The organism is Acidiphilium sp. MT5 (assembly GCF_054767495.1).
Genome location: NZ_BAABMR010000001.1, coordinates 385,377 through 411,662, shown reverse-complemented (window position 1 = coordinate 411,662; position 26,286 = coordinate 385,377). Strand labels below are relative to the sequence as shown.

The following is a 26,286-nucleotide window of genomic DNA, read 5'->3' as shown; positions in this document are numbered from 1 at the left end:
CATCATGGGGCGTGCTATAGCGAGCATAAGGCGGATTGTGTAGGGAAGTGCGGTGAATTGCTTGGCCACCCTCCCTGCCCCTTTATTCATCACCTCGGCGGTACATCGCCAGCCGATTGCCGCACCGCCGCATCCGCTCGCGGTTTTGCGCGCATCGCTGGCGGAAGATTTGGCACGCGCGCTCGGCTGGCTGTGCGACCATCATTGCCAGCCAGCACCGCAAGCCAGTCAGGCGGCGCTCGAACAATATCATTCGCCTTCTTATCTGGATGCGTTGGCGCGCGCCGAGGCCATGCAGGATTTGCCGATGGCGGATAAACGGCGTTTCGGCATCGGCGTGGAGTCTAATCCAATTCATCCGGCAGTGTTTCGCCGTCCGGCTGTGGCGGCGGGCGGCACCCGACGCGCCGCTGAGCTGACGATTTCTGGCGGGACCGTGTTTTTCCCCTTTGGTGGCAATCACCATGCGATGCCGGCCCGCGCCAGCGGCTTTTGCTACCTCAACGACGCGGTGCTTGGCCTGATGCGCTGGCGGGCTTTGGGACTAGGCCGCCTCGCCTATGTCGATTTTGACGCGCATCACGGCGACGGCGTTGAGCACGCCTTTGCCCATGATCCCGATATTCTGACGATCTCCATGCACGAGGCCGGTCGTTGGCCGCGCACCGGCACCGAGAGCGATCCTGCACATGGCGTGCTCAATTTCCCGGTTCCTGCTGGCTTTGATGATGTGGGCTTTGATCATCTACTCCACCATACCATTATTCCTGCCCTGATAGCGCATCAACCCGAGGCGATCATGCTGCTCATCGGCGCCGATGCACTGGCAGACGACCCGATGGCGCGGCTTTCGCTGAGTAATCAGGCGCTTTGGCGCGCCCTTGCCGCGATCCGCCCGCTTTGCCCACGGCTGATTGTGCTCGGCGGCGGTGGCTATAATCCTTATGCCGTGGCACGCTGCTGGGCCGGATTATGGGGTGTGTTGACCGATCAACCGATCCCAACATCGCTCCCGGAAAGCGCCTTGGACGTTCTCGCCGGAATCCGCTATTTCCGCGCCGAGGGGCGCAACCCGCCCCAACGCTGGCTGACCACGCTGGCCGATTAGGCTCGCCGTATCGTTACTCGTCCCTTCCCTGCTCTGATGATAAAGGATCACCCGATGCGTCGCCGTTCAATTTCCCAACCTGCCTGCTCTGCCCTCGCTTTGCTTGGCGCTGCGGTGACCTCGGCGGTCATTGCAGTCAGCGTAGCGCCGTCGGCAATGGCTGCCATAACCGGGCCACAGGCCAAATTACCGACCGAAACACTGGTCATCATCGATCAGCATGGCAAACCGCATAAATTCACGGTGGAACTCGCCACGACACCGAAACAGCAGGAAATTGGCTTGATGTTCCGCAAAACCGTGCCAGCCAGCACCGGCATGCTGTTCCCCTGGAATCCGCCGCAGGTTTCAGAAATGTGGATGAAAAACACGCTTGCACCGCTGGACATGGTGTTTATCGGACCGCACGGCACCATCCGTCATATCGATGAGAACACGGTGCCGCAAAGCCTACGGGTGCTCTCCAGCCATGTGCCGGTGGCCGCCACATTGGAACTCCAAGCCGGGATTACCGCCAAATATGATATCGATGTTGGCGACAAGGTCATTGCGCCGCAATTTGCCAAGTAAGCTTGCCTGCACCCGGCGCCACGCGGGCGGCGCCGGTGCGAGCGCTCAACTGACCTGCACCTGTGGATCCAACGCCGCCGGATAAGCGACGACGCTATTGAGATGGATGATCAAACGATTGGCCCCGACGACCAATTCGGCCGGGATGGCAGCGCAACCATCGGTCCAGCGATGATCATCTTCGAGATTATGCCAGCCAAAACACAGATTGGCGCTATGAATTGGGATCGGCACCGCGCCGCGATCAGTGACCAGTTCAAGCGCTGCGACATCAAGCCCGAGCTTGCGCCAATCCTGGGAATTTGCCTCCCATTCTGCGGGAACGACAACGCGGGAAAATAACAACAAATCATCATTGATGTCTGGCAGCGTGACCTCATAGCAGGTTGCACTGATCGCCCGCACGGGCAGCGTGCGGCGATCAGAAAATACGCGCAAATGGCAATCATACGTCACGCCGCGCAAACCTAGTCGGCCAATGATGCGGGCGCGAATCGCGGACACGGCGGGTCCGCACTCGGCAAACGGGGCGCATCCTTGTGTTTCGCGAAATTCTTGCGCTTGGGCGGTTGGATACAGCGCGACGGGCCCCTCGGCGTTCTCGAAAAATCTACGATTGCCGGTGTCCAAATACGATTCCACCGGCAATGATTCGGCATAAATGACCGCATGCTCGGCGAGCTCGATATGATAATAGCTGAAATGGCTGCGGCGGACCTGCACGATCGAGCGCCCATTGACCAAAGCTTTGGCGGGCACCAGCAAGCCATCGAGATAAATCGCGTGATCGGGCGAGATAAACAGGTCACGGCTCGGCAGCCCATCTGCGATTGCACTCGCGGTAATGCGGATCGGCCAAAGCGTTTCTGGCGCAGCGTGGCGTTGTGCGTTGATCCGGCGCCGACCGATCCATGTTATCGGTTTCAACCCGCCGCCCTTGGTGACAATTAGATCACCCTCCTGCAAGTCTTCGACAGCGCGGCGCCCTGCCGCCAATTGGACTTGGGTGCCTTCCAAGAAACACACGGAGAGATCAACGCCACCGTTCGGGTCCGGCGTGGCCATGAACGCGTTGGCGGCAAAGGTGCCGTTCGCCAACACAATATCGCCCACCACGGACCCGGACGCATTTTCCAGGGCAATGGTGCCGCCGGGCGCTGGCCCTAACAATCCAGTATTCTGGGTGAATACGGCCTGGGTCGCCGAAGTAATTCCCTTGATTTCAATTGTATCACTCGGGGCGAAATTATTGACCGCGTCAAGCAATGACAGGTTCAAGCCCGCATCCAGGATCACTTTGTCATCGCTGCCAAACAAATTGATCGATTGGACCAGCGTGACGCCAAGTAACTGCGATCCAAGCTCTAGCGTCCCATGGCCGTTAATGGTGCCGTTCGCATCTTCGCCAAGATTATAGGTCTCGATCGCTGAAAGACCGACCGTTGGATTTAGAAATTCACTGGCGCCATTACTGATATCGGTGGTGAAAGCGGCGCCAACCCCCAATAGACCGACAAGGTCTGCGGTAATCGGGGGGCCAGAGGCACCAGGCCCTTCGATATTCACGGCTCCCGCCAACGCGACGTCAAGTTCGTAGGTACCCGAAGTTGTAATTTGTCCCGTACCCAGCAACCCAATCGTTACGATTGTTGTACCTGACATGATGTTCTCCATTGCCATGATCAGTGATCGTGGTAGGAAGCAATCTCATCCGTTTAATCACCAGATATTACTACCACCGCGCGAAACTAGCACAGCCTCCGGTAGAGTCACGCACATTAGTATTTTTTAATGTGCATCTAGAGCGTTAATTAGACTGTATAAAGCGATTCATTCAAATAACTTTGAATAATTTTGTTTTCAAAAAATGTGATTTCTTGTTAAATCTTATAAACTTTCAATTGCAATCGATTGGTATGCTGTATTTGTGACGATTGATGTTCGCCTTGAATTGCAAACGCAGCCTTGTCAACAAATCGTGACATACGTGATCCGGCATCGATCAGCATCACGCATCTGAGCCGCCGATCCCCCTTGCGGCGCACTGGCAATATCGTGAGAATTAAGGTATCTATACGGTAATGCAGTTAGTATTTTTGATATTCGCACTCGCGGCCGCCTTGGTGGAATTAATCACCGGCACATTCTATCTCGCCGCTGTTGCGGTCATCGCTCTGGTCACCGCCGGCCTCGGCTTCGTTTTGCCCGATGATGCGCTGATCCTGGTATTTCTAGCGGGCAGCATCGCCGCCATGGCTCTGGTGCGCGCGTGGCGACGTCGGCAGGCGCGTAAGCCCGGCCTGCCGGACCTCGATGCCGGGCAGCGCGTGACTGTGGCAGGGCACGGGGCGAGTGCCGATCAAGTGATTGTGACATACCGTGGCACGCGTTGGGACGGCGTGATGGTGGATGGCGCAAAGCCCGCCATCGGCAGTCAGGCCGTCATTGTTCACAAAGCCGGTAGCGTGCTGCATCTGGCCGCGCCCGACCACACGGAAAATCCACCACCAGCCCCCATCACGCCCTCATCGGAGCCCATCTAATGTCATCATTCATGGCGTCACTGATTATTTTTGTCCTGTTACTCCTGCTGATCCTGGCAACCTTGCGCTCGGCCTTTCGCATTGTCCCCCAACAGCAAAATTGGCTGGTTGAACGGCTCGGCAAATATCATCGGACCCTGGGGCCAGGGCTGAATTTTGTTGGCCCCTTCATTGATCGGGTCGCGTTTCGCTTTGATATGCGCGAAGTGCCGACTGAGGTGGCGCCGCAAGTTTGCATCTCGCTTGATAATACCACGCTCACGGTCGATGGTTTTCTCTATCTGCAAATCACTGACCCGGTGAAAGCGGCCTACGGCTCCAGCAATCCGATGAATGCGGCCATGCAGCTCGCTCAAACCACCATGCGCTCAGAAATTGGCAAGCTGCATCTCGATCAAGCCTTATCATCGCGGCAAATCCTGAATACAGCGGTTGCCTCGTCAGTTGATGAGGCGGCGGTGAATTGGGGCATCAAGGTGCTGCGCTACGAAATCAAAGACATCACCCCACCCGCCGAAATCCTCCATGCGATGGAACTGCAAATCACTGCCGAGCGTGAAAAACGTGCGACCATCGCTCGGTCCGAGGGTCAGCGGCAACAGCAAATCAACACATCCGAGGGCCAACGCCAGCAGGAAATCAACATTGCCGATGGCCGCCGTCAAGCCGAAGTGCTGCGCGCCGAGGGCGAGGCCAAGGCGATTGAACTGGTCGCGACCGCCACCGCCGCCGCCATTCGCACCATCGGTGAATCCGCCGTGACCGATGGCGGCATGGCGGCGCTGCAAATGCAGCTCGCGAAAGATTATATCAGCCAGTGGGGCAATCTGGCCAAGCAAGGCACGTCACTCATCGTGCCGGCTAATCTCGGCGATATCGGCTCGATGGTTGGCACCGCCTTGCAAATGGTTCGCACCGAAACCGCGCCGCGCCCGACAACGCCGCCCGCGTCCAGCACGGTGCCTGCCGCCCGGTAGGATTATCAGCGCCGCAAGGCGGCCAATCCACGGTCAATATCATCAATCAGGTCGGCCACATCCTCAAGCCCGACGGAAAACCGGATCGTGCCATCGGTAATGCCCAGAAGCCGGCGTTCCTCAGCACCAATGCGCATATGGGTGGTGGTGGCTGGATGGGTCATCAGCGATTTGGAATCGCCCAGATTGTTCGAAATCGCGATGAGCTCCAGCGCGTTCATAAAACGAAACGCCGCCTCTCGCCCGCCTTCCAACTCGAACGTGACCAACGTGCCGCCATCCGCCATTTGCGCCCGCGCCAACGCCATTTGCGGATGATCCGCCCGGAATGGGTAGAGCGCCCGGCGCACACCAGGCGCTTGCGCCAAATGATCGGCCAAAGCCGCAGCAGACTGGCAAGAATGCTTCACCCGCAGCGCCATGGTCTCCAGACCTTTGAGAATGACCCAGGCATTGAACGGCGAAAGCGCCGGCCCGGTATTGCGGGTAAAGGGCTGCAATATTGTCTCAATCCAATGCTTACTCCCCAAAACCGCACCGCCAAGCACCCGCCCCTGCCCATCCATATGCTTGGTCGCCGAATACACCACCACATCCGCGCCAAACTCAATCGGGCGCTGCAAGAGCGGCGTGGCGAACACGTTATCCACCACCACCATCGCGCCTGCGGCATGCGCCAAATCCGCCACGGCGCGCAGATCGATAATATCCAGCATCGGGTTGGATGGGGTCTCCAACAGCACCATCGCTGTTGGGCGTGACAGCGCGTGCTGCCAAGCCGTCAAATCGCTCCCATCGACAAACAAGGTTTCAATCCCGTAGCGCGGCAGTAACGTCGATACGATCCAATGGCATGACCCAAACAGCGCGCGAGACGCGACCACCCGGTCCCCCGCCTGCAATTGGCACAGCATCGCCGCATGCACCGCTGCCATGCCGGTTGCGGTTGCCCGGCACGCTTCTGCGCCCTCAATCGCGGCGAGCCGCCCTTCGAGCATCGCCACGGTTGGGTTGCCGAAGCGCGAATATTGATAATGCTCGATCTCGCCTTTGAACGTTGCCTCAGCCTGCTCGGCATTGTCATAGACAAAGCCAGAGGTGAGGAACAACGCTTCGGCGTTTTCCCCGAAATTGGAGCGCATTTGCCCCGCATGAACCAGTTGGGTGGCTGGACGATAAGATTTCTTGCTCATTTCTCTCCTATATCGCCTGCACGCCGCACGGCAAGTGATGCCAGAGGGCCTCTGCCTTGGCCGGACCGCATTTGAGGAATATTGGGCCGGAAAATTCACTCTTTGTTATTTTTTTGCCGCTAATCATCGCGAAATGAAACGTCGCCCCCGCCTCGCTGTGTTGTTGCTGCCCAGCCTGGATCATTTCATGCTGGATATTATCGCCCGGCTGCCCGCTGCGAGCGGGTGGGATGTGCGTGGCTTTTTGCTCCATGCCGGCCAGCCGGATGCGCTGCTGCAGGCCCTGGCCTGGGCGGATGATCCGGCGCGTGATGCGCTATGGTTTGAGTTTTGCTGGCCGCCCTTCCCGGCCCTGATCGCCGCGACCGATTTTGCCGGGCGGCGGATCATCATGCGGGTACACCGGATCGAGGCGTTCGAGACCGATCATGCGGCGCGCGCACCATGGCCCAAGATTTCTGACGTGATTGTGGTGAGCGATGATATGGCCAAGCGGCTGCGCGATATCGCACCCAGCCTTGAGCGCAGCACGCGCCTGCATGTTATCCATAATGGCGTTGATATCGAGCGGTTTGCCCCTGATCCGGCGATCCCACCGGAGCCGTTTCGCCTGGGCTGGTGCGGCAATTTTATTCTCCGCAAAAATCCAACCTTGGCCCTGCAAATTCTTGCCGCCCTGCACCGCACCGAACCGCGCTGGCGCCTTGCCATGGCCGCCGGACCTGGCGATCCGGTAGCCTTTGCCAGCTTCAGTCATTTGGCTGCGCGTTTAGGCGTATCGATGGCGATCGATTGGGAGGGCGCCGTGCCACAGCACGAGATCCATCACTGGCACCGGCGGAATATTTTGCTCCTTTCCACCAGCATCCATGAGAGTTTCGGCTATGCGATTGCCGAGGCTGGAGCGTGCGGATGCGATTTAGCGATCCTCGATCACCCGGGCGCTGCGCGTTTCTGGCCGCAAGAGCTTCTATTTGGCACGGTTGAGGAGGCGGTTGCGATCATCAAGGCAGCGCAGCCTGGCCGCTGGCAGGCGCTGATCCGCGATACGCTCTCGCTCGGGAGGCAAATCAGCGCAATTGCTGGCATGCTCAATCACGGCGCGGCGCCATGAGCGCTTAACTCACTTGGATCGTGCCGGTTAGATTGAGCGGATAGCTGGTCGCGAAACCCGGAATTGGCACTGGCAATTTGACAGTCGCGGTAATCGAGTAGGTCACGAAGGTCTGTAAGGGATTCGTGGTCGAGCAGGTGGGTTGGGTTGTGGTGAGCGCACTTGGCGACGCCGATTGCTGGTTAGACGCACAATCATACGTTGTCGTCGGCGCCGAGGCGAGCGTGACCCCCGCAATCGTGCTCTGTGCAGCCGTTGTCAGAGCTGACTGGACATCAGTCTGGTTTCCCGCATTGGAGGGATTGCTCCATGCGTAAAAATACAAGGATTGCAGCGCGCGATGCATTTGAAAGCGCTGGGTCAGCACATAGAGCATATCAATCGACCCAAGCGTCAATGGCAACAAAAAAAACGCTGAGACCAACGCTAATTCAACCGAGACTGAGCCGCGCCGCCCCGCCAATTTTCTGATCACGAGGTCTGCCCCGAATTCACATTCGGCCCCATCACCGCCTCGGTGTCCGACGCGGTCAGTTGGATCCCGTTATTGAACAAATAGGCCAGAGCAACCGGCTTCCAGAAATAACTGATCGAAACGGTAACGTAATTGCTCGTTGCGGTATTCTGGGACACGCATCCGGATGGCAATCCACTCGTCGGACCAAACCATTGCACCGTTACGTTTGGCGCATTGCTGCCATTGAACGGCGGCGACGCGCCGGCGTCAAAAGCCTGCTGCACGGCGCTGCTCGTGGTTGGCAAATCAGGACAGGTCGTTGGCGGCGTGCCGCCATTCGCGACGGTGGACATGATGTCCGAGGCGTCGGCACTGGCAACCCGCGCCGCATTGGCAACCCCATTTTGCAGCCCATTTTCGGTCAAGGCGAGAAAACCAAGATTAATAATCCCAAAAATGAAGATGAACAGCACCGTCGCACCAATCGCGAACTCGATGGCTGCCGCACCGCGCCGCGCTCGCCGAAACCGGCGCGCACAAGCGACCAATCTCGCTCTGCCGATGTAAGCCATGCAAAACCCTGCCGTCCTATCCGAAATCTCGCTCAATCGCTCATCCAGAGGTTGCTGCTATTCACGGCGGACACGAAAATCGTCCCCTTGCTGGCGATCGCCACTAATTTCGGCCCAGAACCGCAAACCTGAACAGAATCGGACTGTGTTGAGTAAGAGGTTGCGGTGCTATAACCTTCGTTAGCCGCCGTCGTTGCGCTATACAAACTATTCGCTGCCCCTGCCGAGCATGTCAGTTGGGCGGTGGTCGGGGGCGGTGCTGAATTATTCGGATTGATATTTTGTCCTGTTACCAAATATAAATTTCCGCTCGCCTGATCCGGTGAGCAGGTTGTGCCGTAACAATAATATGACGTCTCCGAGACTTGTGCATAAGTCGGCACCCCAGAGATGAAATAGACGCTCGTTACATAGCTATCAACAAAAGTGACGGGATTGTCCTGCGAAGCGGTAAAACTCAAACCGCCATTTGCTCCGCACGTATCACCTTGCGGACAATAGCCCGAATTTGAGGCAATGCCTGCAGAATTACCTGTTCCAACCGTCGATGTGTTGGTTACACCGTTTGCGGTTGTCTGCGTAACTCCAGCGCATTGCGCGTTTGAATTGCTAGTTAGCCCGTCTGGCAAAACACCTGCCGGACAGACTTGATCGACATAATAGTAGCTTCCGGAATAGAGCGTCTCCGTCTCTGTTGTTGTATAAACGACGGCACCTTGTTGGATTTCACCCGGATAAATCGTCGTTTGTGTCGTGTTAAGTAATCCACCAACATAAGACCCGCCAAAATTAAAGCTATATTGAGGGTCGGTTGAGGTGTAGGCCACCAAGGTGGGCGCCGCCGAATTTGGCATGATCGCATTACCGTCCAGGATCATGAACGCCTGACCGTCGCCACCGGTATTGGTGAAATTGATCGTGCTGCCCGGATTGACGGTCAAGCCGCCGCAATAAGCCGCTGCCGGAATATCACAGGTTGCCGTCGGCGTGTTGGAACCGTTTTGCGCGCAATACAGGCTGCCGTCGACAGATGTTGTCGGCGTGACCACCACCGGACTCCATTCCGGCACCGTTGCGCCTGAATTCGGATCGGTCGTCGTCGGAACCGCGTAAGAATAATAAGCCTTTTGATATTTACAGGTCCCAGCGCCATACTGATAATTGATCTGTTGACATTGCGATTTCGTGAAGGTCCCATAGCCAGGGACGTAATAAGACGCCGCGTGATATGTCGACTGGATGGTCGTACCCGCACCGAAATACACTTTCACCGTGCCACCCTGACCATTATTCCAGGTGGTCGAGGTGATGCCCGTCGTTGTCAACGTCGCGCCCGAGCCGGTGTTCAAGGTGGACGCATTCAACGCCCCCAATAAATCCGTGCATGGTGGCGCCTTATTGCTACTGAGCGTGCCCGTTGCACCCGAATTCACGGACTGATTGTTATTTGAGACGTAAGTTGCCGAACTAAGCTGAAGCTGCCCGCTCGTCCCGCCATTCAAACCGACACTGGTAAAATTCTGATTGATCTGATCGTTTGGGACGAAATTCAAACCGCCGACATGGAATGTCGGTCCCGTGTTACCGGTAAGGGATAACAGGGTTGAATTGTTCGGCGGCTGGATATTTTGCCGAAGCGTACTCGATGCGCTTGCGGCCAGCGCTCCTTGGGGTACGCCGATAATCGCCGAGAAAAACACTGGAGCAGGCGTTTTTGCCGTCACGGTTACCGTGCTGAAACTCGTCGACGATGACGAGGATGAGGGCACCGATTGGGTTCCCGACGGGGTCTTGAAGCTCGCCCCGCCATTGGTCAACGTCACGACCAAATTATTTGAGTTAAATGCATAACGGTTATTGGTCGCCATGTTTGCCGCGTTAATCGCGACCGTCTCCAACGTTGCCTGCGTGGACTGCCCCGAGGCGCGCGCCGCTGCCATTGCGCCAGCGTCGGCGGCGAGTTGCATGGCTTGGCGCGAGCCATACCAATAGGTCACATCGGTCACCAACCCTGCCATACCCAGCAACACGGGTGCCGAGAGTGCCACCATGATGGCCACTGCCGCCCGCCGTCTGACCAGCCGCAACTTAATCGCACAAGCAGCTTGATTCAAAAGATTTTTCATCGATGACCCCAAACACCATTCCGGGTGGAAACCCATAACCGCTTGATTTAATAACCATTTCCTGAAAATAAATCAATTAATTCTTTTGCATTGCCATAACCAAGGGTCATCGGCGGGACCGCCCGTGCCGTTCAGCCCCGAAACCCGGTCGCGACCAGGTATAATTCCCGGCTATCCTTGCGGCTCGCCGCCGGCTTGGCGTGACGAACCAAGCCGAAATTCTGCTTGAGCGCCGTCAACATGTCCCCCTGCGCGCCGCCCTGGAATAATTTTGTGACAAACGCGCCGCCAGGGTTCAGGGTGCGGAGCGAAAAATCAAGCGCCAACTCCGCGAGCGCCATGATGCGCAAATGATCGGTCGCGACGTGGCCGGTAGTGTTGGGCGCCATGTCCGACAACACCAAATCCGCCTTGCCGCCCAACGCCTCAAGGAGCGCACCCTCAATCGCCGGGTCTTGGAAATCGCCCTGCAAAAACTGTGCGCCCAGCATTGGGTCAATCGGCAGCAAATCAATGCCCAGCACCGCCGCCGCACCCTGCTTCAACGCCACCTGCGCCCAGCCACCAGGGGCCGCGCCTAAATCAACAACCCGCAAGCCACGCCCGCTGGGCCGCGCCCGGAACAGCGAAAATTTCTGGTCCAATTCAATCAGTTTAAACGCGGCGCGGGAGCGCAAACCTTGCGCTTGGGCCGCTTGCACGTAAGGATCATTCAGTTGCCGGGCCAACCAGCGTTGCGATGAGGGCGAGTGCCTGCGCGCGGATTTCAACCGCACAGCGTTGCTGCGCGGGGGCGGCGTAAATTGATCGGTCATAAGCGGCGGCTTTGTGGCCGCGCCCGGCTCGCCCGGATCAACCGCAGCAACATCCCCTCACGCAAGCCACGATCCGCGACCGCTAAATCCGGCGCCGGCCACAGCCGGGCAATGGCCGCGAAAATCGCGCAGCCGGGGAGAACAAAATCGACCCGGTCCGGCCCAATGCACGGATGTTGCATCAACCCGTCCCGGCCCAACGAGCGAATGGTGGAAAGCCCGCCCATAAACACCGCGCGCGGCAGCAATGCCCCATCAATCGCGCCGCGCTTATAGCGATCAAGCTTCAAAGCAATACCCGCAACCGTGGTGACGGTGCCGCTGGTTCCCACCAGCCGCACACCACCCTGGCGGATTTCCTGGCCAATCCGGTGCGTGCGCTCAAAGGGCTCCAGCAACGCCTGCACCTCGTCCACCACCTCGTTGAACCCGTGCTCGCTTTCACAAAACCCAACACAGCGTTCCGCGAGCGTCACCACCCCTACCGGGATCGTATGAAATCCGATCACTTGCGGTTGGCGGTGGGATAATGGTCCTTGCCGCGGCGGCACCCGCACCCAAGCCACCTCGGTCGAGCCGCCACCAATATCAAACAGCAATGCCCGGCGCTCAGTGTTGCAAATCAGCGAGGCGCAGCTCTCAACCGCCAGCCCAACCTCCTCGCGCGGCGAGACAATCTCAATCGGCAAACCGGTATCGGCCCTCGCCTGACTGATGAAACGCGTTCCATTCTCAGCCTGCCGACAGGCCTCGGTGGCAATGGCGCGGACATCATCAACCTGCCAGCGTTCCAGCCGGTCCGCGCACACACCGAGCGCATCCATCGCCCGGCCCATCGCCGCCTCGCCCAGCAAGCCAGTGCGATACAGGCCTTCGCCCAACCGAACCACGCGGCTAAAACTATCAAGGATGTGAAACCCCTGCCCGCTCGGCACACCAACCAGCATCCGGCAATTATTGGTGCCCAGATCAATCGCCGCAAAAGCCGGTGGTCGACCACGCCGCACCGGCGCCGGACCAGACCGTCCAGCAGCAGCATCAATCGGAAGGGTTAGGTCACTCGCCATCAACTCTTATATTGGCAAGATGTTGGGGGGCAGGGCAAGCACCATTTGCAGCCCAGCCATGAATAAACATTTGAATAAGCCGAGAGGCCGGAAAAAAACAGGTTGATCTTGCCAGCAACCAGGCGCGATGCTAGCTGCACTGGCATCAATGGGGGATAGTTTAGCGGTAGAACTTCCGGCTCTGACCCGGACAGCCCTGGTTCGAATCCAGGTCCCCCAGCCAGCATCATCATAAGCTGCCAAAATTCCACAATTGGCTAAACCAGATCGGTAAAACCGTTGGTAATCGGATAGCGCCGGTCACGCCCGAATGCGCGGGCGGTGATTTTAACGCCCGGTGGCGCTTGCCGGCGTTTATACTCGGCCCGATCAAGCAGGCGCCAAACCCGTGTCACCGTCGCGCGGTCATGGCCGGCTCCCACCAGATCAGTGATCGACGCCTCGCCTTCCACTAGCCCCGCCAAAATCGCATCGAGCTGATCATAGGGCGGCAGCGTGTCCTGATCGGTCTGATTTTCCTTCAATTCCGCCGAGGGTGGTTTGGTGATCACCCGCTCCGGCATCACCGGCCCTATTGGTCCCTGCAAGCCGTCCGGGCGCTGCGCGTTGCGCCACGCTGACAGGGCAAACACGGTGGTTTTGTAAATATCCTTGAGCACCGAAAATCCACCGCACATATCGCCATACAAAGTGGCATAACCTACTGACATTTCAGACTTATTGCCGGTGGTCAGCACCATGTCGCCAAATTTGTTGGACAAGGCCATGAGCAGCAGCCCGCGCATGCGTGATTGGATATTTTCCTCGGTACTATCCGCCGAGCGCCCGACGAAATGCGGCGCCAACGCCGCACCAATGGCTGTTGTTGCTGCCTCAATCGGAATGGTCTCGTAGCGAATACCCAGCATTTGCGCGCAGGATGCCGCATCCTCAAGACTTTCCGCACTCGTATAGCGGCTCGGCAGCATCACCGCGCGCACCCGCGCAGCCCCCAGCGCATCGACCGCCACCGCCGCCGACAACGCACTATCGATGCCACCGGACAAGCCCAGAATAACACCGGGGAATTTGTTTTTATTGACATAATCCGCCAAGCCCAGCGCCATCGCGCGGTAAATCAGCTCCAACCGCTCCGGTTCGCGCGGCAAGGAATGAGGCTCCGCCACCAGCCCCTGCGCCGTGCGCCGCCAGGTGGTGAGCGTCACGGCCTCTGCAAAATGCGGCATTTGCAGCGCCAGACTGCGATCAGCATTCAACGCGAACGAAGCCCCATCGAACACAATTTCATCCTGCCCACCGGTAAGGGCCGCGAATATGAATGGCAGACCCGTCTCCACCACGCGGCGCAGGGCCAGTTGCAACCGTTGACCTTGCTTGCGATCCTCAAACGGCGAGCCATTGATGCTCAGCAGCAATTCTGCGCCACTCTCGGTCAAGGTTTCCGGCACCGCAGGCAGCCACCAATCTTCGCAAATCATTAAACCAAGCCGGAACCCTCGAAAGGGTACCGGGCCAGGCGCCGGGCCAGGCGCAAACACCCGTTTCTCATCAAATACCCCATAATTGGGCAATTCATGCTTGGCCCGACGGGCAATAATCGCCCCACCATCCAGCACGAACGCCGCATTATGCAGCTTACCATCGACCCGCCAGGGCAATCCGACGATCAATCCAGGCCCGCCATCCGCCGTCTCGTCAGCAAGGCGCTGCGCCGCCGCCTCACACGCCGCAACAAAGGCGGGTTTCAAGACCAAATCCTCGGGTGGATAGCCCGCAATGCTCAATTCCGGGGTCACCACCAAATCGGCGCCGAGTCGCCCCCCTTCTGCGCGGGCCGCGCGAATTCGAGCGATATTATGCTCAATCGCCCCCACATGAAGGTCGAGCTGAGCGATGGCAAGGCGGAGCGTTTCGGTCATGATGCAGTGATAGCGCGAAAACGACCCGCCGTGCAGCCCAGGGGCGGCCCAGGGGCGGCACAGGAGCGACCCAGGAACGACCCGGGAGCGCAAGCGCAATATCGGTTCGGATATGCCATGATTTCGCCACGCAACCTCGGTAACAAAATGCTGCGCAACCGCGCGAGCCGCGAACCATCCCGGCGGCCATTCAGGGACGGGCTGTAATATTTTTTCGGAGTGACGCATGAAAATCGGAACATGGGCAAAAACAATTGCGCCGACGCTGGCGCTGGTTGCTGTCATGGGCATGGTTGGGACCGCCCAGGCCCACAAGAAGAAAACGACCAACCAAACCACGACATCGAGCAGCATGTCGAAAAAGTCGACCACCAAAAAATCGGCGATGAAAGGTCATTTGACCGGCTATAAATCCGAAGCTGAAGCCAAGGCCGCCTGCGGCATGGGCGGCGTTGCTTGGCACGCGACGGGCAGCAAGGCGTTCCATGTCGCCGGGTCGAAATATTTCGGCAAAACCAAGCATGGCGCGTATGTTTGCGAAAAGGCTGCCATGTCGGACGGCTTGCACAAGGCCAAGAACTAAGCCTGCCGCAAAAGTTTCGTTTGACGCCCGACCGGATTTGTCTGTTATCTGTAACGGATTAATCCGGTCGACGCATTTGGGCGCGCGGCCTCACAATAGGAGACCACAATGGGTTTATTCGATGACATCGCCGGCATGGCGAGCGGGCTGATGGGCGCGGGCGGCCAGTCGTCAGGCGTGCAAGGCCAATTGATGGGTATTTTGCAGCAAAATGGCATTTCCGGCGTGTCTGGCCTGGTTCAACAATTCGAGCAAAGCGGCCTTGGCGCCCATGCGGCGTCCTGGGTTGGGAACGGTCAAAATCTACCGATTTCGGCTGATCAGGTGCAGCAAGCCCTGGGCAATCCGATTATCGAGCAAGTGGCGCAGAAATTCGGGATCAACACCGCCGATGCCGCGCAATTGCTCAGCCAGCATCTCCCCGCTGCGGTCGATCAAGCAACGCCCGATGGCACTGCCAGCGGCGGCAATTAATTCGCAACCGGCTTCAGCCCGAATTGATAGGAGAGATGCCGCCAAGGCTGCGCTGTCGCTGAGCCATCAGGCAGCGCACCCGGCGGCATTTTGACAAAGTCAGCGATCAGTGACGTCTTAACTCCAAACACCGCGTCGCTATCCAGATATTGATCCTCGGCGACAAAAACATGGGTTATCAATGTCTCGAACCCTGGTGCCGCGATCATGAAATGCACATGGGCCGGGCGCCAGGGATGGCGTTTGGTCGCACGGAGCAGCGCACCAACCGGCCCATCATCGGGGATCGGATACGCCGCCGGCACGATACTGCGAAACCAGAAACGGCCATTCGGATCGCTGCGCAGCCTTGCACGCAATGCAGATCCGCCCCGCTCGGAACGCTGCAAATCATAAAATCCCTCAGCATCGGATTGCCAAACATCAATCTGCGCCCCCGCCAGTGGCGTTCCCTGCGGATCAAGCACGCACCCATCAACAAACAGTAATTCGCCCGCGACGCCCGCGCTAATATCAGCCCCATTGGCACAGAGCGGCGCATCGGCCACGTGAAACGGCCCGAGCACAGTGGTTTCCGTGGCGCCCTCTGACATCCGATGATTGATCGCGTCGATCAGCATCGAAACACCGAGCACATCGGCCAGTAAAATAAACTCCTGACGCCGCTGATCGCTGATCTGTCCAGTTGCGGTCAAAAAACGCACTGCAGCCTGAAATTCCTCGAAGCTCGGCGCCACGTCGCGGATAAATTCGTGCATATGAGCGACCAAATGGCTCATGATTTGGGCAAGTCGCGTATCCGGCGTGCCCGCAAAACTCTGATGGACCGCATCAGTGATGGTTTGCTCATCAAAATCGCGCATGCAAGCTCCTGATCCAGCCTTGTCCGGCTGGTGCCGGGTGAGGGATTTGAACCCCCGACCTTCGGTTTACAAAACCGCTGCACTACCACTGTGCTAACCCGGCGCGCCGAGATTTCCCTCTATCATGCCGGACGCGTTTGTGCAGCCCCCGGCCCTCGGCAACGCGCATTCGCTTCCCGCATCGACGGGGGGGCTTGTCGGTCACGCGTCACCGCCCTATACCGCCCGGCACCGGTGCGGGGCCATAGCTCAGTTGGGAGAGCGCCTGAATGGCATTCAGGAGGTCGTCGGTTCGATTCCGATTGGCTCCACCAAATCTCCGAAAATTTCCAAAATTTCTCTGACTTGGAGACCCGGCTTGGATATCCCGGCCCGACGCGGTAAGCCCCTGCCATGTCGCTCGCCCCTTATGCCTCTGACCCTGCCCGTTCGCGTGGCCGCCAGCATGCGGAGGCGCCGAGCAGCACGCGCAGCCCGTTTCAGCGTGATCGTGACCGGGTGTTGCACTCCACGGCCTTTCGCAAGCTGCAATATAAAACCCAGGTCTTCGTGATCCATGAGGGTGATTTTTACCGCACCCGCCTGACCCACAGCCTGGAGGTGGCGCAGATTGCCCGCAGCCTCGCGCGCGGCCTTGGTCTTGATGAGGATTTAACCGAAACCCTCGCCCTCGCGCATGATCTGGGCCACCCGCCCTTCGGCCACGCGGGCGAAGCTGGACTAAACGACGCTCTCGCCGCGCATGGCGGCTTTGATCACAACGCCCAGAGCCTGCGCAGCATTTCGCTCCTTGAATGCCGCTATCCGGGTTTCGATGGGCTGAACCTGACATGGGAATCGCTCGAAGGCATTGCCAAGCATAATGGCCCGCTGCCCAATCCGCCCGCTTATATCGCCGCGTTTGATGCATCCTACCCGCTTGACCTGACCCACCAAGCCGGCGCCGAAGCGCAAGTGGCCGCCCTCGCCGATGACATCGCCTATCACGCGCATGACCTCGATGACGGGCTACGGGCCGGCTTGTTCACCCTCGATGATCTGGCCGCCCTGCCCGTGGTGGGGGCCGTTCTGACCGAGGCGCGGCAGCTTTCCACCGATCCGCGACGGATTCGCGCCCATATGGTCCGCCAGATGATCGGCGTTTTTGTGACCGGCGCCCTGGCCGAAAGCCGTGCGCGTCTGGCGACATTAGCCCCCGGCTCAGCCGATGCCATCCGGCGCGCCGATCAGCCGGTGATTGGCTTCAGCCCCGCTTTGGTGGCGGCCAATCAAGCGATCCGCCGCTTTCTCTACGCGCGCATGTATCGCCATTGGCGGGTCAATCGCATGACCCATAAGGTTGAAGCCGTGGTCCGTGAGATGGCCAGCTTGTTTCTCGACCGACCCGATTTGCTGCGCGATGATTGGCGCGACCGCGCCGGCGCGCCGCATAGTCCTGAGACCGCCGAAATCGTGCGTGACTACATCGCGGGCATGACGGATCGTTTCGCCCTGGATGAGCATCGCCGCTTGATCGATCCCTATTCTGCTGCCTGAGGTTACGATGTCTGAGAATTTGTTTACCGACCTGCGCGAGATCGTGCTCACCACCATGCTCCGCCTATATCCGGGATTGGGGGCTGACGCGCTCGGGCGCATCGAAGTGACCCCAACGCGCGAGGCCGCGCATGGCGATATGGCGACCAATGCCGCGTTGATCGGTGCAAAGCCGCTCGGTGAAAATCCGCGCACGCTGGCCGCCCGCCTTGCGGCTGAACTCGCTACCCATACGCTGATCGCCAAGGCCGAACCGGCTGGCCCCGGTTTCATCAATATTTCACTCCATGATGCGGTTTGGCAGGCGCAGCTTCCGGTCATGCTGCGCACCGGCCCCGCCTTTGGCGCCAGCCGACTGGGTCAGGGCCAGCGCGCCAATGTTGAATATGTGTCGGCCAACCCGACCGGGCCGCTGCATGTCGGTCATTGCCGGGGCGCTGTGGTCGGCGATGCGTTGGCCAATCTGCTGGCCAAAGCGGGCTTCGCGGTCACGCGCGAATATTACGTGAACGACGCCGGCGCCCAAGTGATTGCGCTCGCTTGGTCCGTCTATTGGCGCTATTTGCAAGCTATCGGCACCAGCCTAAGCGAGGCGGATTTCGCCGCCGCCACGCCAACCGGCCTGCAATATTCGGGGGATTATTTGATCCCGATTGGTGCGCACTTGGCTGAAATCCATGGCACTGGCTTAGCCAGCGCCGAACGCGGCATCGCTGATCCAGCCCTGTGGCTGGACCGCGTGCGCGATCATGCGATCAACGCGATGATGGCGCTGGTGCGCGATGATCTGGCAGCCCTGGGCGTGCATCACGACGTGGTCACCAGCGAGGCGGACATGATCCGTTCCGGCGGAGTGACCCGCGCCGTCGCAACACTCGAACAGCGGGGTCTGCTCTATCAAGGCGTGCTGGAGCCGCCGAAGGGCAAAACCCCGGATGATTGGGAACCGCGTGAGCAAACCTTGTTTCGCAGCACCGATTTCGGCGATGACGTTGATCGTCCGGTTCGAAAATCCGATGGCTCAAACACGTATTTTCTTAATGACATCGCCTATCATGCCGATAAAATCGCCCGTCAATACAGCTTGCTGATCGACGTGCTCGGCGCCGATCATGGCGGCTACACCAAGCGCATGCAGGCGGCGGTGCAAGCGATTGGCGGCAATCACGCACCGGATTTCGAGATCGTGCTGTGCCAAATCGTGCGGGTGCTCAAGGATGGCGTGCCGATGCGCATGAGCAAGCGGGCCGGCACCTATGTTGAATTGCGCGATTTGATCGATGCGGTCGGCCGCGATGTGGTGCGATTCATTATGCTGATGCGCAAATCTGACGCGCAAATGGATTTCGACCTCGACGCCGCCGTTGCCCAAACCCGAGAGAATCCGGTTTTTTACGTGCAATACGCCCATGCGCGCTGCCGCTCGGTGCTGCGCGCGGCAGCCGCGATTGATGAACTCGGCGCCGTTGATGATGCCAGCTTGGCGCATGCCGAGCTAACCGCGCTCACCGCCCCGGAAGAATTGGCACTGATCAGGCGTCTCGCCGCGTGGCCCCGGCAGGTGGAGGCCGCTGCCATCGCCCGCGAGCCACACCGAATCGGATTTTTCGTGTATGATGTGGCATCGGATTTTCATGCGCTCTGGAATAAAGGCCGCGATGACACATCGCTTCGCTTCATTCGTTCGGACCAACCGGTTGAAACCCGCGCGCGGCTCGCGCTGGTCGCGGCCACCGCCTTGGTCATCCGCTCGGCTCTGGCCGTCATGGGGGTCACCCCGGCCGAGGAAATGCGGTGAGGCGCAACTGGCAATGAGCGCGCAAGGGCTGCCCCGCCATGGATGACGAGGATCTCGACATCCCGCCTTATGCCCATCCGCAATTGCGCGAACGGCGCATGGATGATGCCACGCGGCGAATAATTCTGATCGCGGGCGGGCTTGGTATCGGGGTCATTCTGGTGGCGATTATCTGGAATGGCTACCATGCGGGGCTAGGCCCGCCCCCCGTGGTTAAGCCGCTCGCGACGCCGATGCGCACAATCCCGGCCAATCGCGGCGGGCTCCAAGTACCCGGTGCCAATGAGCCGATTCTCTCCGGCGCGCCGCCATCACCCCCCCATCTCGCGCCGCCGCCGCCATCGCCAGACCTCGCCCCGCTGGAAGCCGCGAAACCAACCAGCCCACCCGGACTATCCGGACCATCCGGCACGCCGAGCGCCGCGCCGGCACCGCTTTCGCTGCCGTTACCCCCCGCACGCGCGCCGGAAGCGCCGCGCTCACCCACCCGTGCGGTGCCGCTGGCCTCATCACCCACCACCAATATATCCAGCGCCGCAGCACCCGCAGTGAAATCAACGACCACCATTGCAGCCAGCACGAACGCGCCAAAGCCGGTGGCCAATGGTTCCGCTGCCGTGCAACTCGCGGCACTCCCCTCCCAGGCCGGAGCGATGCAGGCTTGGCAAACGTTGGTTGCGCGGGTTCCGACCATTCTGGGCGGGCTTACGCCGGATATCGTCTCCGGACAGGTTCACGGCCAAACCTATTATCGGGTCCGGCTCAACTTCGCCTCGCCCGCCGATGCGAGCGCGTTCTGCGCACGGTTACACGCGCGCGGCGTTCCATGCTATCAGCCTCATTGACAACCATTTAATGTCTGGGTCCTTGCCATGAAAGCCGCTATCGTTGGAATCGCTGGCCCTGAGCTGACCGAGGCCGAACGCTCTTTGTTCGCCGCACTCCCGCCCGCCGGTGTCATTTTATTCTCTCGCAACATCCAAAACCCGGCCCAGCTTCGGCAGCTGGTTAGCGATTTGCGCAGCGCCTTGCCGGCCGAGGCGGTTCTGATGCTCGATCAGGAAGGAGGACGCGTTGCCCGATTGGCCGCGCCGCACTGGCCTTCCCTACCGCCAGCCGCCACACTCGGTGCGCTCTGGAGCCAAGACCCTGCCGAAGCCCGCAGCACCGCACGCAAGCGCGGCATGGCTCTGGGCCTGATGGCGCAAGCCGCCGGGATCGACATCATCACCGCTCCCGTGCTCGATGTGCCGGTGCTGGGGTCGGACAAGGTGATTGGTGATCGGGCGATCAGCACCGATCCGGTCGCCGTTGGCGTGCTTGGCGCGGATATTGCCAGCGGCATTCTCAGTCAGGGCGTGCAACCGGTGATGAAACATATCCCCGGCCATGGCCGGGCCACCATCGATAGTCATGTCTCGCTGCCGCGCGTTGCGACCAAGCAGCTTGACCAAGACCTTGCCCCATTCGTGGCCAATGCCCGGCTACCCTGGGCGATGACGGCGCATATTGTGTTCGAGGCCTGGGATGCGCTGCGCCCGGCAACCGTATCGCCGCGCGTGATTGAGGAAGTCATTCGGCGGCGCATTGGCTTTCAAGGCATTCTGGTCAGTGATGATTTGGCGATGGGCGCGATGACCGGCGATCCCGCCAGCCGGGCGCGCGACGCGCTGGCCGCCGGCTGCGATATCGCCCTGTTCTGCTCAGGCGATCTGATCTTGAACCGCGCCGTGCTCGAAGCCGCGTTCGTGCTCAGCGCCGCGCGGGCGGCAGAACTGAAATTCCAGGCGGACGACCCGCTCGCCACCGATTTTACCACGGCGCCGGCCCCTGCCCTCGCCGACGCTATGCCATGAGCCGGAACGCCGTCGCGACATGACCGGGGATCACGGCCTCGGTATCACCCTCGCTATTTTAGCTTTCGTGATCGCCGTTATTTTACATGAGCTGGCCCACGGCTATGCCGCACGCGCGCTTGGCGACACCACAGCGGCTCAGGCTGGCCGATTATCATTCAACCCGCTGAGCCATATCGATCGGTTCGGCTCGGTGCTGCTGCCGTTGATGCTCTATGTCGGCCAGATGCTCACGCTGGGTCGCGTCGGTTTCATGTTTGGCTGGGCCAAGCCCGTGCCGGTTGATCCCAGCCGATTTCGCTATCCGCGCCAGGGCATGGCTGTTGTTGCGATCGCGGGTCCCGCGACCAATTTTGCACTGGCATTCCTTGGCGCTGTGGGTCTTGCTGCGTTCGGTGCCCACGGGCTGACCGGATCGTTTTTTGCGGATTTCATCCAGTTCAATCTGCTACTCGGCCTGTTCAATCTTTTGCCGCTCCCGCCGCTCGATGGTGGGCGCATCGTCGCCGGGATTTTGCCCGCCCGCCTCGCTTTGTATTACGCCCAAATCGAACGGGTCGGCATCTTCACGGTTTTGGTCGTCGTCCTGGTGCTGCCTTGGGCGCTCGGTGAAATCGGCGTGCGTTTCGATCCGGTGGGCGCTGTTTTGAACCAGCTTGTTCCCGGCATTGGCAATATTATGCTGCGAGTCGCAGGTGCCCATGCCCGATTCTGAACCCCTCAAAGCCGATAGCGCCCATCGCCTGATCCTGGCGCTCGACGGGTTTGAAGGCCCGCTCGATCTGCTGCTCGATCTTGCGCGCGCGCAAAAAGTTGATCTGGCGCGCATCTCGATCACCGCGTTGGTCGATCAGTATCTTGCCGTGATCGAAGATGCCCGGCGCATCCGCCTTGAACTCGCCGCCGACTGGCTGGTGATGGCCGCCTGGCTCGCCTGGCTGAAATCGCGCCTGCTATTGCCCGCAGACAAAGTCGAAGCGGTCGAGGCCGAACGTGCCGCCGAAGACCTTGCCGAGCGGCTGCGCGAGCTGGAGACGATGCGCAGCCTCGCAGCCTGGCTGAACGCCCGGCCATTATTGGATCATGACGTGTTCGCCCGTGGCGCGCCGGAGGATTTCACCGAAATCGACCGCTCCGGATTAAAGGTCGATCTGCCCTCACTGCTCACGGCCTATCTCGCCGCCCGCCGCCGCGGATCATCAAGTCAAGCCTATCAGCCCAAGCCGATGCGCTACTGGTCGGTGCAGCAAGCCTTGGAGCGCCTCAGCCGATTGCTGCCGATCAGCGCCGATTGGCAGACGCTCGAACAATTTCTGCCGCCCCACGCCGATGAGGCTGCACCGCCCGACCCGTTGGCACAACGCGCCGCCTTGTCGAGCACGCTGCTGGCCGGGCTCGAGCTGGCCCGCAACGGCGCTATTTCACTCCAGCAGGAAGCGCCCTTCGGGCCGATCCGCCTGCGCCGCGCCGAGGAGCCTCGCGCCCATGACTGAAGCCGCCCCCCCGCCCAGCACAGCCGAACGGCTGCTGGAAGCCGCTATTTTTGCCGTCCGCGAGCCGGTGCCCTTGCGCACCCTGGCCACCTTGCTGCCCGACGGCGCTGATCTCGACGCCACAATCGAAGCGGTGCGCGCCCGCTATCAAGGGGCCGGCGTGGAACTTATCGCCATCGGCCAGGGTCTGATGTTTCGCACCGCGCCCGACCTTGCCGGTGCTTTGCGCAAAATTATCGAAGCACCGCGACGCCTGCCGCGTGTGGCGCTCGAAACTTTGGCGATCATTGCGTATCATCAGCCGGTCACCCGAACCGAAATCGAGACGATCCGGGGCGCAAGCCTGTCGCAAAACACGCTGGACGCGCTGCTGCAAGCCGATCTGGTTGCTCCGCGCGGCCATAAGGAAGTGCCGGGCCGCCCGACATTATGGGGCACGACGCCGCATTTTCTCGCCGCCTATGGCCTGCGTGACCTGCGCGATCTGCCCAAGCGGAGTGATTTGCTGATCGAGCCGGAGCCGCAAAAGCCGGTCGAGCCACCCGCAATCCTTGACCCCACCGATCAGGCTGCTAGAGCAGCGTCCGATTAAGCGGACACACCACCGGGTGGCCCGCTTTTGTGCGCCGCGACAACAGTGAGCGAGAATGTTCGGATTTTCCTGGGCAGAAATTGGCGTAATTCTGGTGGTGGCTCTGCTGGTCATCGGCCCGAAAGACCTGCCGGTGGCCATTCGCACCGCAACGGCGGCCTTGCGCAAAATGCGCGGCCTGGCGGGTGAGTTCCAAGGCCATATGCAGGAATTGATGCGCGAGGCGGATTTGGCGGATGTCGGGTCCGAATTGCGCAGCCTGCGCAATTTCGACCTGGGCAGCGCCATCGAGCGCCATATCGACCCGGTGGGCGATTTACGCCACGCTTTTGACCCCACCACCGGCGAAGAAACCCCCGCAATCGGCGAGTCGGCTTCATTTGGCAGCAGCTACACCGGCTATGATAGCGAGGCGACTTTGCCGCCCGATGCGCCCGCTTTCATTCCACCCGATGCCGCGCGCAACCGGCCGATCCCGGCCTTCATACCTCCCGGCACGCGAATCTGGTAAGAGACCTTTATGGATATCGACTCCACCGAACCTGACAGCAAGCCGGACGACCCGATCAATGACCGGGAAATGCCGTTGCTCGACCATCTGGCCGAATTGCGCAAACGCCTGCTCTGGTCGGCAGCGGCGTTTCTGGTCGCATTTCTGATTTCCTATTATTTCGCCAAGGATGTCTATTACTTTCTGGCGCAACCGCTGGTGCATATTCTCAAAGAGCGGGGCCAGAAGCCTGAGCTGGTCTACACGGCGCTGTACGAAGCCTTTTTCACCTATGTGAAAGTCGCAATTTTCTCCGCCGCCTTCTTCTCGTTCCCGATCATCGCTACCCAAATCTGGCTCTTCATCGCGCCGGGCCTCTATCGCAGCGAAAAACGCGCGCTGCTGCCCTTTTTATTCGCAACACCGATCTTGTTCTTCGCCGGCGGCGCGCTCGCTTACTATGTGATTTTCCCGAATGCTTGGAAATTCTTCCTTAGTTTCCAAACCAGCCCCGCCAACCAGAATTTCCAAATCGACGTGCTGCCCCGCGTGTCGGACTATCTGAATTTGGTGATGAAGCTGATTTTCGCGTTTGGCCTGTGTTTCGAACTCCCGGTTCTGCTCACCTTGCTGGGCCGTGTGGGTATTGTTACCGCCGCCGGCTTGAAAAAATATCGCCGTTACGCCTGGGTCGGTTGCTTCATCGTCGCGGCAATCCTCACCCCGCCCGATGTGTTCACCATGACCGGCTTAGCGCTCCCGCTGATTTTTCTGTTTGAGTTGTCAATTTTTGCGGTCAAGCTGGTACAACCCAAACCCGCCGACGCGTAACCACGAGTATCGTATCCATGCATGACCTCAATGATGTGCTCCGCCAAGGTGCGAAATTCGATGAAGAACTTGGCCGCCGACATCTTGCCGGCCTGCCCGCGACCTTCCTGAGTCGCACCGAAGAGCGCAAAGCCGCCCTTGCCGCACTTCAGGCGCATCAGGCCGAGCGCAATCAGCTTGCCGCCGCCATCGGCACCGCCAAACGCCAAGGCAGCGACACAACATCCCTCGAAGCGCAAGGCATGGCGCTGCGCCAAATTGTCGATCAATTGACCGAAAAAGTTGGCACCATCGAAGCCGAATTGCACGAAATTCTGGCGTCTTTGCCCAATAGTCTCGATCCTGATGTACCCAATGGAATTAACGAATCTGCCAATGCCGAAATATCGCATTATGGCACCATCAAAAATTTTGCTTTTCCACCGCGCGAACATTTCGATCTTGGTGAAGCGCTCGGCCTGATGGATTTTGCCGCCGCGGGCAAAATTGCAGGCAGTCGATTTACCGTCTTGCGCGGCGATCTGGCGCGGCTGGAACGCGCTCTTGGTCAATTCATGATCGATCTGCACACCAGCGAACACGGCTATACTGAGATCTCCACGCCGCTGCTGGTCAATGACGCGGCCTTGTTCGGCACCGCCCAATTGCCGAAATTCGCCGAAGATTTGTTCAAAACCAACGATGGCCGCTGGTTAATCCCGACCGCCGAAGTGCCGCTCACCAACCTCGTCAGGGACGAGATTATCGATGTGGCGAGGCTGCCGCTGCGCGTCACCGCCCTGACCCCATCATTTCGCTCGGAAGCCGGATCTGCTGGGCGCGACACGCGGGGTATGCTGCGCCAACATCAATTTTGGAAGGTCGAGCTGGTCTCGATTACCACGCCAGACGCCAGCAACGACGAACATGAACGCATGACCCGCTGCGCCGAAACCGTGCTGGAGCGCTTGGATCTGCCCTATCGGCGCATGTTGCTCTGCGCCGGTGATACGGGCTTCGCCGCCGCGAAAACCTACGATCTCGAAGTCTGGCTGCCCGGCCAAGGCACGTTCCGGGAGATCTCCTCCTGCTCGAATTGCCACGCCTTCCAGGCCCGGCGCATGAATGCCCGCTACCGCCCGGCGCAAACCGGCGCCAAACCAGAAAAACCGGCCTTCGTTCACACGCTGAATGGCTCGGGCGTTGCCGTTGGTCGGGCACTGATTGCCGTGCTGGAGAATTATCAAAACCAGGACGGCACCATCACCATTCCCGAAGTGCTCAGGCCCGCGATGGGCGGACGGAGCCTGATCGGCAAGCCATCCTAAAT

Annotated in this window: 26 protein-coding genes and 3 tRNA genes; 19 read left to right on the top strand and 10 right to left on the bottom strand. The window is 59.6% G+C overall.

Annotated elements, in window-relative coordinates:
• Nucleotides 1-61 precede the first annotated feature (61 nt).
• Nucleotides 62-1,108 carry an arginase family protein gene (locus ACYUCQ_RS01935; RefSeq protein ID WP_460252805.1) on the top strand — a complete coding sequence of 349 codons (1,047 nt, stop codon included), beginning with the start codon at nt 62-64 and terminating at the stop codon, nt 1,106-1,108.
• A 156-nt stretch (nt 1,109-1,264) separates the two neighbouring features.
• Nucleotides 1,265-1,678 carry a DUF192 domain-containing protein gene (locus ACYUCQ_RS01930; RefSeq protein ID WP_460252842.1) on the top strand — a complete coding sequence of 138 codons (414 nt, stop codon included), beginning with the start codon at nt 1,265-1,267 and terminating at the stop codon, nt 1,676-1,678.
• Nucleotides 1,679-1,723: 45 nt separating this feature from the next.
• Here ACYUCQ_RS01930 and ACYUCQ_RS01925 read toward each other — a convergent pair whose 3' ends face one another.
• Complete coding sequence (locus tag ACYUCQ_RS01925; RefSeq protein WP_460252804.1) at nt 1,724-3,340, bottom strand: Hint domain-containing protein; 1,617 nt, start codon at nt 3,338-3,340, stop codon at nt 1,724-1,726.
• A 419-nt stretch (nt 3,341-3,759) separates the two neighbouring features.
• Between ACYUCQ_RS01925 and ACYUCQ_RS01920 the strand changes: the two genes are divergently transcribed.
• Both ACYUCQ_RS01920 and ACYUCQ_RS01915 read left to right on the top strand, forming a co-directional pair.
• Nucleotides 3,760-4,221, top strand: coding sequence for an NfeD family protein (locus ACYUCQ_RS01920; RefSeq protein WP_460252803.1), 462 nt, complete (start codon nt 3,760-3,762; stop codon nt 4,219-4,221).
• 11 nt (nt 4,222-4,232) lie between these two features.
• The gene (locus ACYUCQ_RS01915; protein WP_460252802.1) at nt 4,233-5,198 is read left to right on the top strand and encodes an SPFH domain-containing protein; all 966 of its coding nucleotides are present in this window, start codon (nt 4,233-4,235) and stop codon (nt 5,196-5,198) included.
• Between the two features lie 5 nt (nt 5,199-5,203).
• Here the strand turns inward: ACYUCQ_RS01915 and metZ are convergent, their stop codons facing one another.
• Nucleotides 5,204-6,391 (bottom strand): O-succinylhomoserine sulfhydrylase, encoded by a 1,188-nt coding sequence (gene metZ, locus ACYUCQ_RS01910; RefSeq protein WP_460252801.1) that lies wholly within the window; start codon nt 6,389-6,391, stop codon nt 5,204-5,206.
• Between the two features lie 133 nt (nt 6,392-6,524).
• On the opposite strand from metZ, the gene ACYUCQ_RS01905 reads away from it, so the two are divergent.
• On the top strand, nt 6,525-7,505 hold the full coding sequence (locus ACYUCQ_RS01905) for a glycosyltransferase family 4 protein (protein WP_460252800.1): 981 nt from the start codon (nt 6,525-6,527) through the stop codon (nt 7,503-7,505).
• 4 nt (nt 7,506-7,509) lie between these two features.
• Here the strand turns inward: ACYUCQ_RS01905 and ACYUCQ_RS01900 are convergent, their stop codons facing one another.
• The 5 genes from ACYUCQ_RS01900 to ACYUCQ_RS01880 form a co-directional block, all read right to left on the bottom strand.
• Nucleotides 7,510-7,980 carry a hypothetical protein gene (locus tag ACYUCQ_RS01900; RefSeq protein ID WP_460252799.1) on the bottom strand — a complete coding sequence of 157 codons (471 nt, stop codon included), beginning with the start codon at nt 7,978-7,980 and terminating at the stop codon, nt 7,510-7,512.
• Nucleotides 7,977-8,534: a TadE/TadG family type IV pilus assembly protein gene (locus ACYUCQ_RS01895; protein ID WP_460252798.1), complete on the bottom strand. Its 558-nt coding sequence runs from the start codon at nt 8,532-8,534 to the stop codon at nt 7,977-7,979. Before ACYUCQ_RS01895 ends, ACYUCQ_RS01900 begins: the two co-directional genes overlap by 4 nt.
• A gap of 32 nt (nt 8,535-8,566) precedes the next feature.
• Nucleotides 8,567-10,696, bottom strand: a complete 2,130-nt coding sequence (locus ACYUCQ_RS01890) for a TadE/TadG family type IV pilus assembly protein (RefSeq protein ID WP_460252797.1) — start codon at nt 10,694-10,696, stop codon at nt 8,567-8,569.
• 95 nt (nt 10,697-10,791) lie between these two features.
• Nucleotides 10,792-11,475, bottom strand: coding sequence for an RlmE family RNA methyltransferase (locus tag ACYUCQ_RS01885; protein WP_460252796.1), 684 nt, complete (start codon nt 11,473-11,475; stop codon nt 10,792-10,794).
• Nucleotides 11,472-12,542, bottom strand: a complete 1,071-nt coding sequence (locus ACYUCQ_RS01880; RefSeq protein WP_460252795.1) for a Ppx/GppA phosphatase family protein — start codon at nt 12,540-12,542, stop codon at nt 11,472-11,474. Before ACYUCQ_RS01880 ends, ACYUCQ_RS01885 begins: the two co-directional genes overlap by 4 nt.
• Before the next feature lie 149 nt (nt 12,543-12,691).
• On the opposite strand from ACYUCQ_RS01880, the gene ACYUCQ_RS01875 reads away from it, so the two are divergent.
• Nucleotides 12,692-12,765: transfer RNA gene (locus tag ACYUCQ_RS01875), tRNA-Gln, on the top strand.
• 34 nt (nt 12,766-12,799) lie between these two features.
• Here the strand turns inward: ACYUCQ_RS01875 and ACYUCQ_RS01870 are convergent.
• Nucleotides 12,800-14,461: an NAD+ synthase gene (locus ACYUCQ_RS01870; protein WP_460252794.1), complete on the bottom strand. Its 1,662-nt coding sequence runs from the start codon at nt 14,459-14,461 to the stop codon at nt 12,800-12,802.
• 226 nt (nt 14,462-14,687) lie between these two features.
• Between ACYUCQ_RS01870 and ACYUCQ_RS01865 the strand changes: the two genes are divergently transcribed.
• Both ACYUCQ_RS01865 and ACYUCQ_RS01860 read left to right on the top strand, forming a co-directional pair.
• Nucleotides 14,688-15,044, top strand: a complete 357-nt coding sequence (locus ACYUCQ_RS01865; protein WP_460252793.1) for a hypothetical protein — start codon at nt 14,688-14,690, stop codon at nt 15,042-15,044.
• A gap of 108 nt (nt 15,045-15,152) precedes the next feature.
• Nucleotides 15,153-15,518, top strand: coding sequence for a YidB family protein (locus ACYUCQ_RS01860; RefSeq protein WP_460252792.1), 366 nt, complete (start codon nt 15,153-15,155; stop codon nt 15,516-15,518).
• Here ACYUCQ_RS01860 and ACYUCQ_RS01855 read toward each other — a convergent pair.
• On the bottom strand, nt 15,515-16,381 hold the full coding sequence (locus ACYUCQ_RS01855; RefSeq protein WP_460252791.1) for an intradiol ring-cleavage dioxygenase: 867 nt from the start codon (nt 16,379-16,381) through the stop codon (nt 15,515-15,517). The genes ACYUCQ_RS01860 and ACYUCQ_RS01855 overlap by 4 nt on opposite strands.
• A 28-nt stretch (nt 16,382-16,409) precedes the next feature.
• A tRNA-Thr gene (locus ACYUCQ_RS01850) sits at nt 16,410-16,484 on the bottom strand.
• Between the two features lie 135 nt (nt 16,485-16,619).
• Between ACYUCQ_RS01850 and ACYUCQ_RS01845 the strand changes: the two genes are divergently transcribed.
• From ACYUCQ_RS01845 to serS, 11 genes are all read left to right on the top strand, one after another.
• Nucleotides 16,620-16,695: transfer RNA gene (locus ACYUCQ_RS01845), tRNA-Ala, on the top strand.
• A gap of 79 nt (nt 16,696-16,774) precedes the next feature.
• Nucleotides 16,775-17,917, top strand: coding sequence for a deoxyguanosinetriphosphate triphosphohydrolase (locus ACYUCQ_RS01840; protein WP_460252790.1), 1,143 nt, complete (start codon nt 16,775-16,777; stop codon nt 17,915-17,917).
• Nucleotides 17,918-17,924: 7 nt separating this feature from the next.
• Nucleotides 17,925-19,715: an arginine--tRNA ligase gene (argS, locus tag ACYUCQ_RS01835; protein WP_460252789.1), complete on the top strand. Its 1,791-nt coding sequence runs from the start codon at nt 17,925-17,927 to the stop codon at nt 19,713-19,715.
• Nucleotides 19,716-19,753: 38 nt separating this feature from the next.
• Nucleotides 19,754-20,560 (top strand): SPOR domain-containing protein, encoded by an 807-nt coding sequence (locus ACYUCQ_RS01830; protein WP_460252788.1) that lies wholly within the window; start codon nt 19,754-19,756, stop codon nt 20,558-20,560.
• 27 nt (nt 20,561-20,587) lie between these two features.
• Entirely contained in the window at nt 20,588-21,571 is a 984-nt protein-coding gene (nagZ, locus tag ACYUCQ_RS01825; RefSeq protein ID WP_460252787.1) for a beta-N-acetylhexosaminidase, read from the top strand.
• A gap of 19 nt (nt 21,572-21,590) precedes the next feature.
• Entirely contained in the window at nt 21,591-22,286 is a 696-nt protein-coding gene (locus ACYUCQ_RS01820) for a site-2 protease family protein (RefSeq protein WP_460252786.1), read from the top strand.
• Nucleotides 22,273-23,064 carry a segregation and condensation protein A gene (locus ACYUCQ_RS01815; protein WP_460252785.1) on the top strand — a complete coding sequence of 264 codons (792 nt, stop codon included), beginning with the start codon at nt 22,273-22,275 and terminating at the stop codon, nt 23,062-23,064. The genes ACYUCQ_RS01820 and ACYUCQ_RS01815 overlap by 14 nt, the downstream gene beginning before the upstream one ends.
• Nucleotides 23,057-23,656 (top strand): SMC-Scp complex subunit ScpB, encoded by a 600-nt coding sequence (gene scpB / locus ACYUCQ_RS01810; protein WP_460252784.1) that lies wholly within the window; start codon nt 23,057-23,059, stop codon nt 23,654-23,656. Before ACYUCQ_RS01815 ends, scpB begins: the two co-directional genes overlap by 8 nt.
• 55 nt (nt 23,657-23,711) lie before the next feature.
• On the top strand, nt 23,712-24,167 hold the full coding sequence (gene tatB, locus ACYUCQ_RS01805; RefSeq protein ID WP_460252783.1) for a Sec-independent protein translocase protein TatB: 456 nt from the start codon (nt 23,712-23,714) through the stop codon (nt 24,165-24,167).
• A 9-nt stretch (nt 24,168-24,176) separates the two neighbouring features.
• Nucleotides 24,177-24,977 carry a twin-arginine translocase subunit TatC gene (gene tatC / locus ACYUCQ_RS01800; RefSeq protein WP_460252782.1) on the top strand — a complete coding sequence of 267 codons (801 nt, stop codon included), beginning with the start codon at nt 24,177-24,179 and terminating at the stop codon, nt 24,975-24,977.
• A gap of 17 nt (nt 24,978-24,994) precedes the next feature.
• Nucleotides 24,995-26,284: a serine--tRNA ligase gene (serS, locus tag ACYUCQ_RS01795; RefSeq protein ID WP_460252781.1), complete on the top strand. Its 1,290-nt coding sequence runs from the start codon at nt 24,995-24,997 to the stop codon at nt 26,282-26,284.
• The last annotated feature ends 2 nt before the right edge of the window (nt 26,285-26,286 follow it).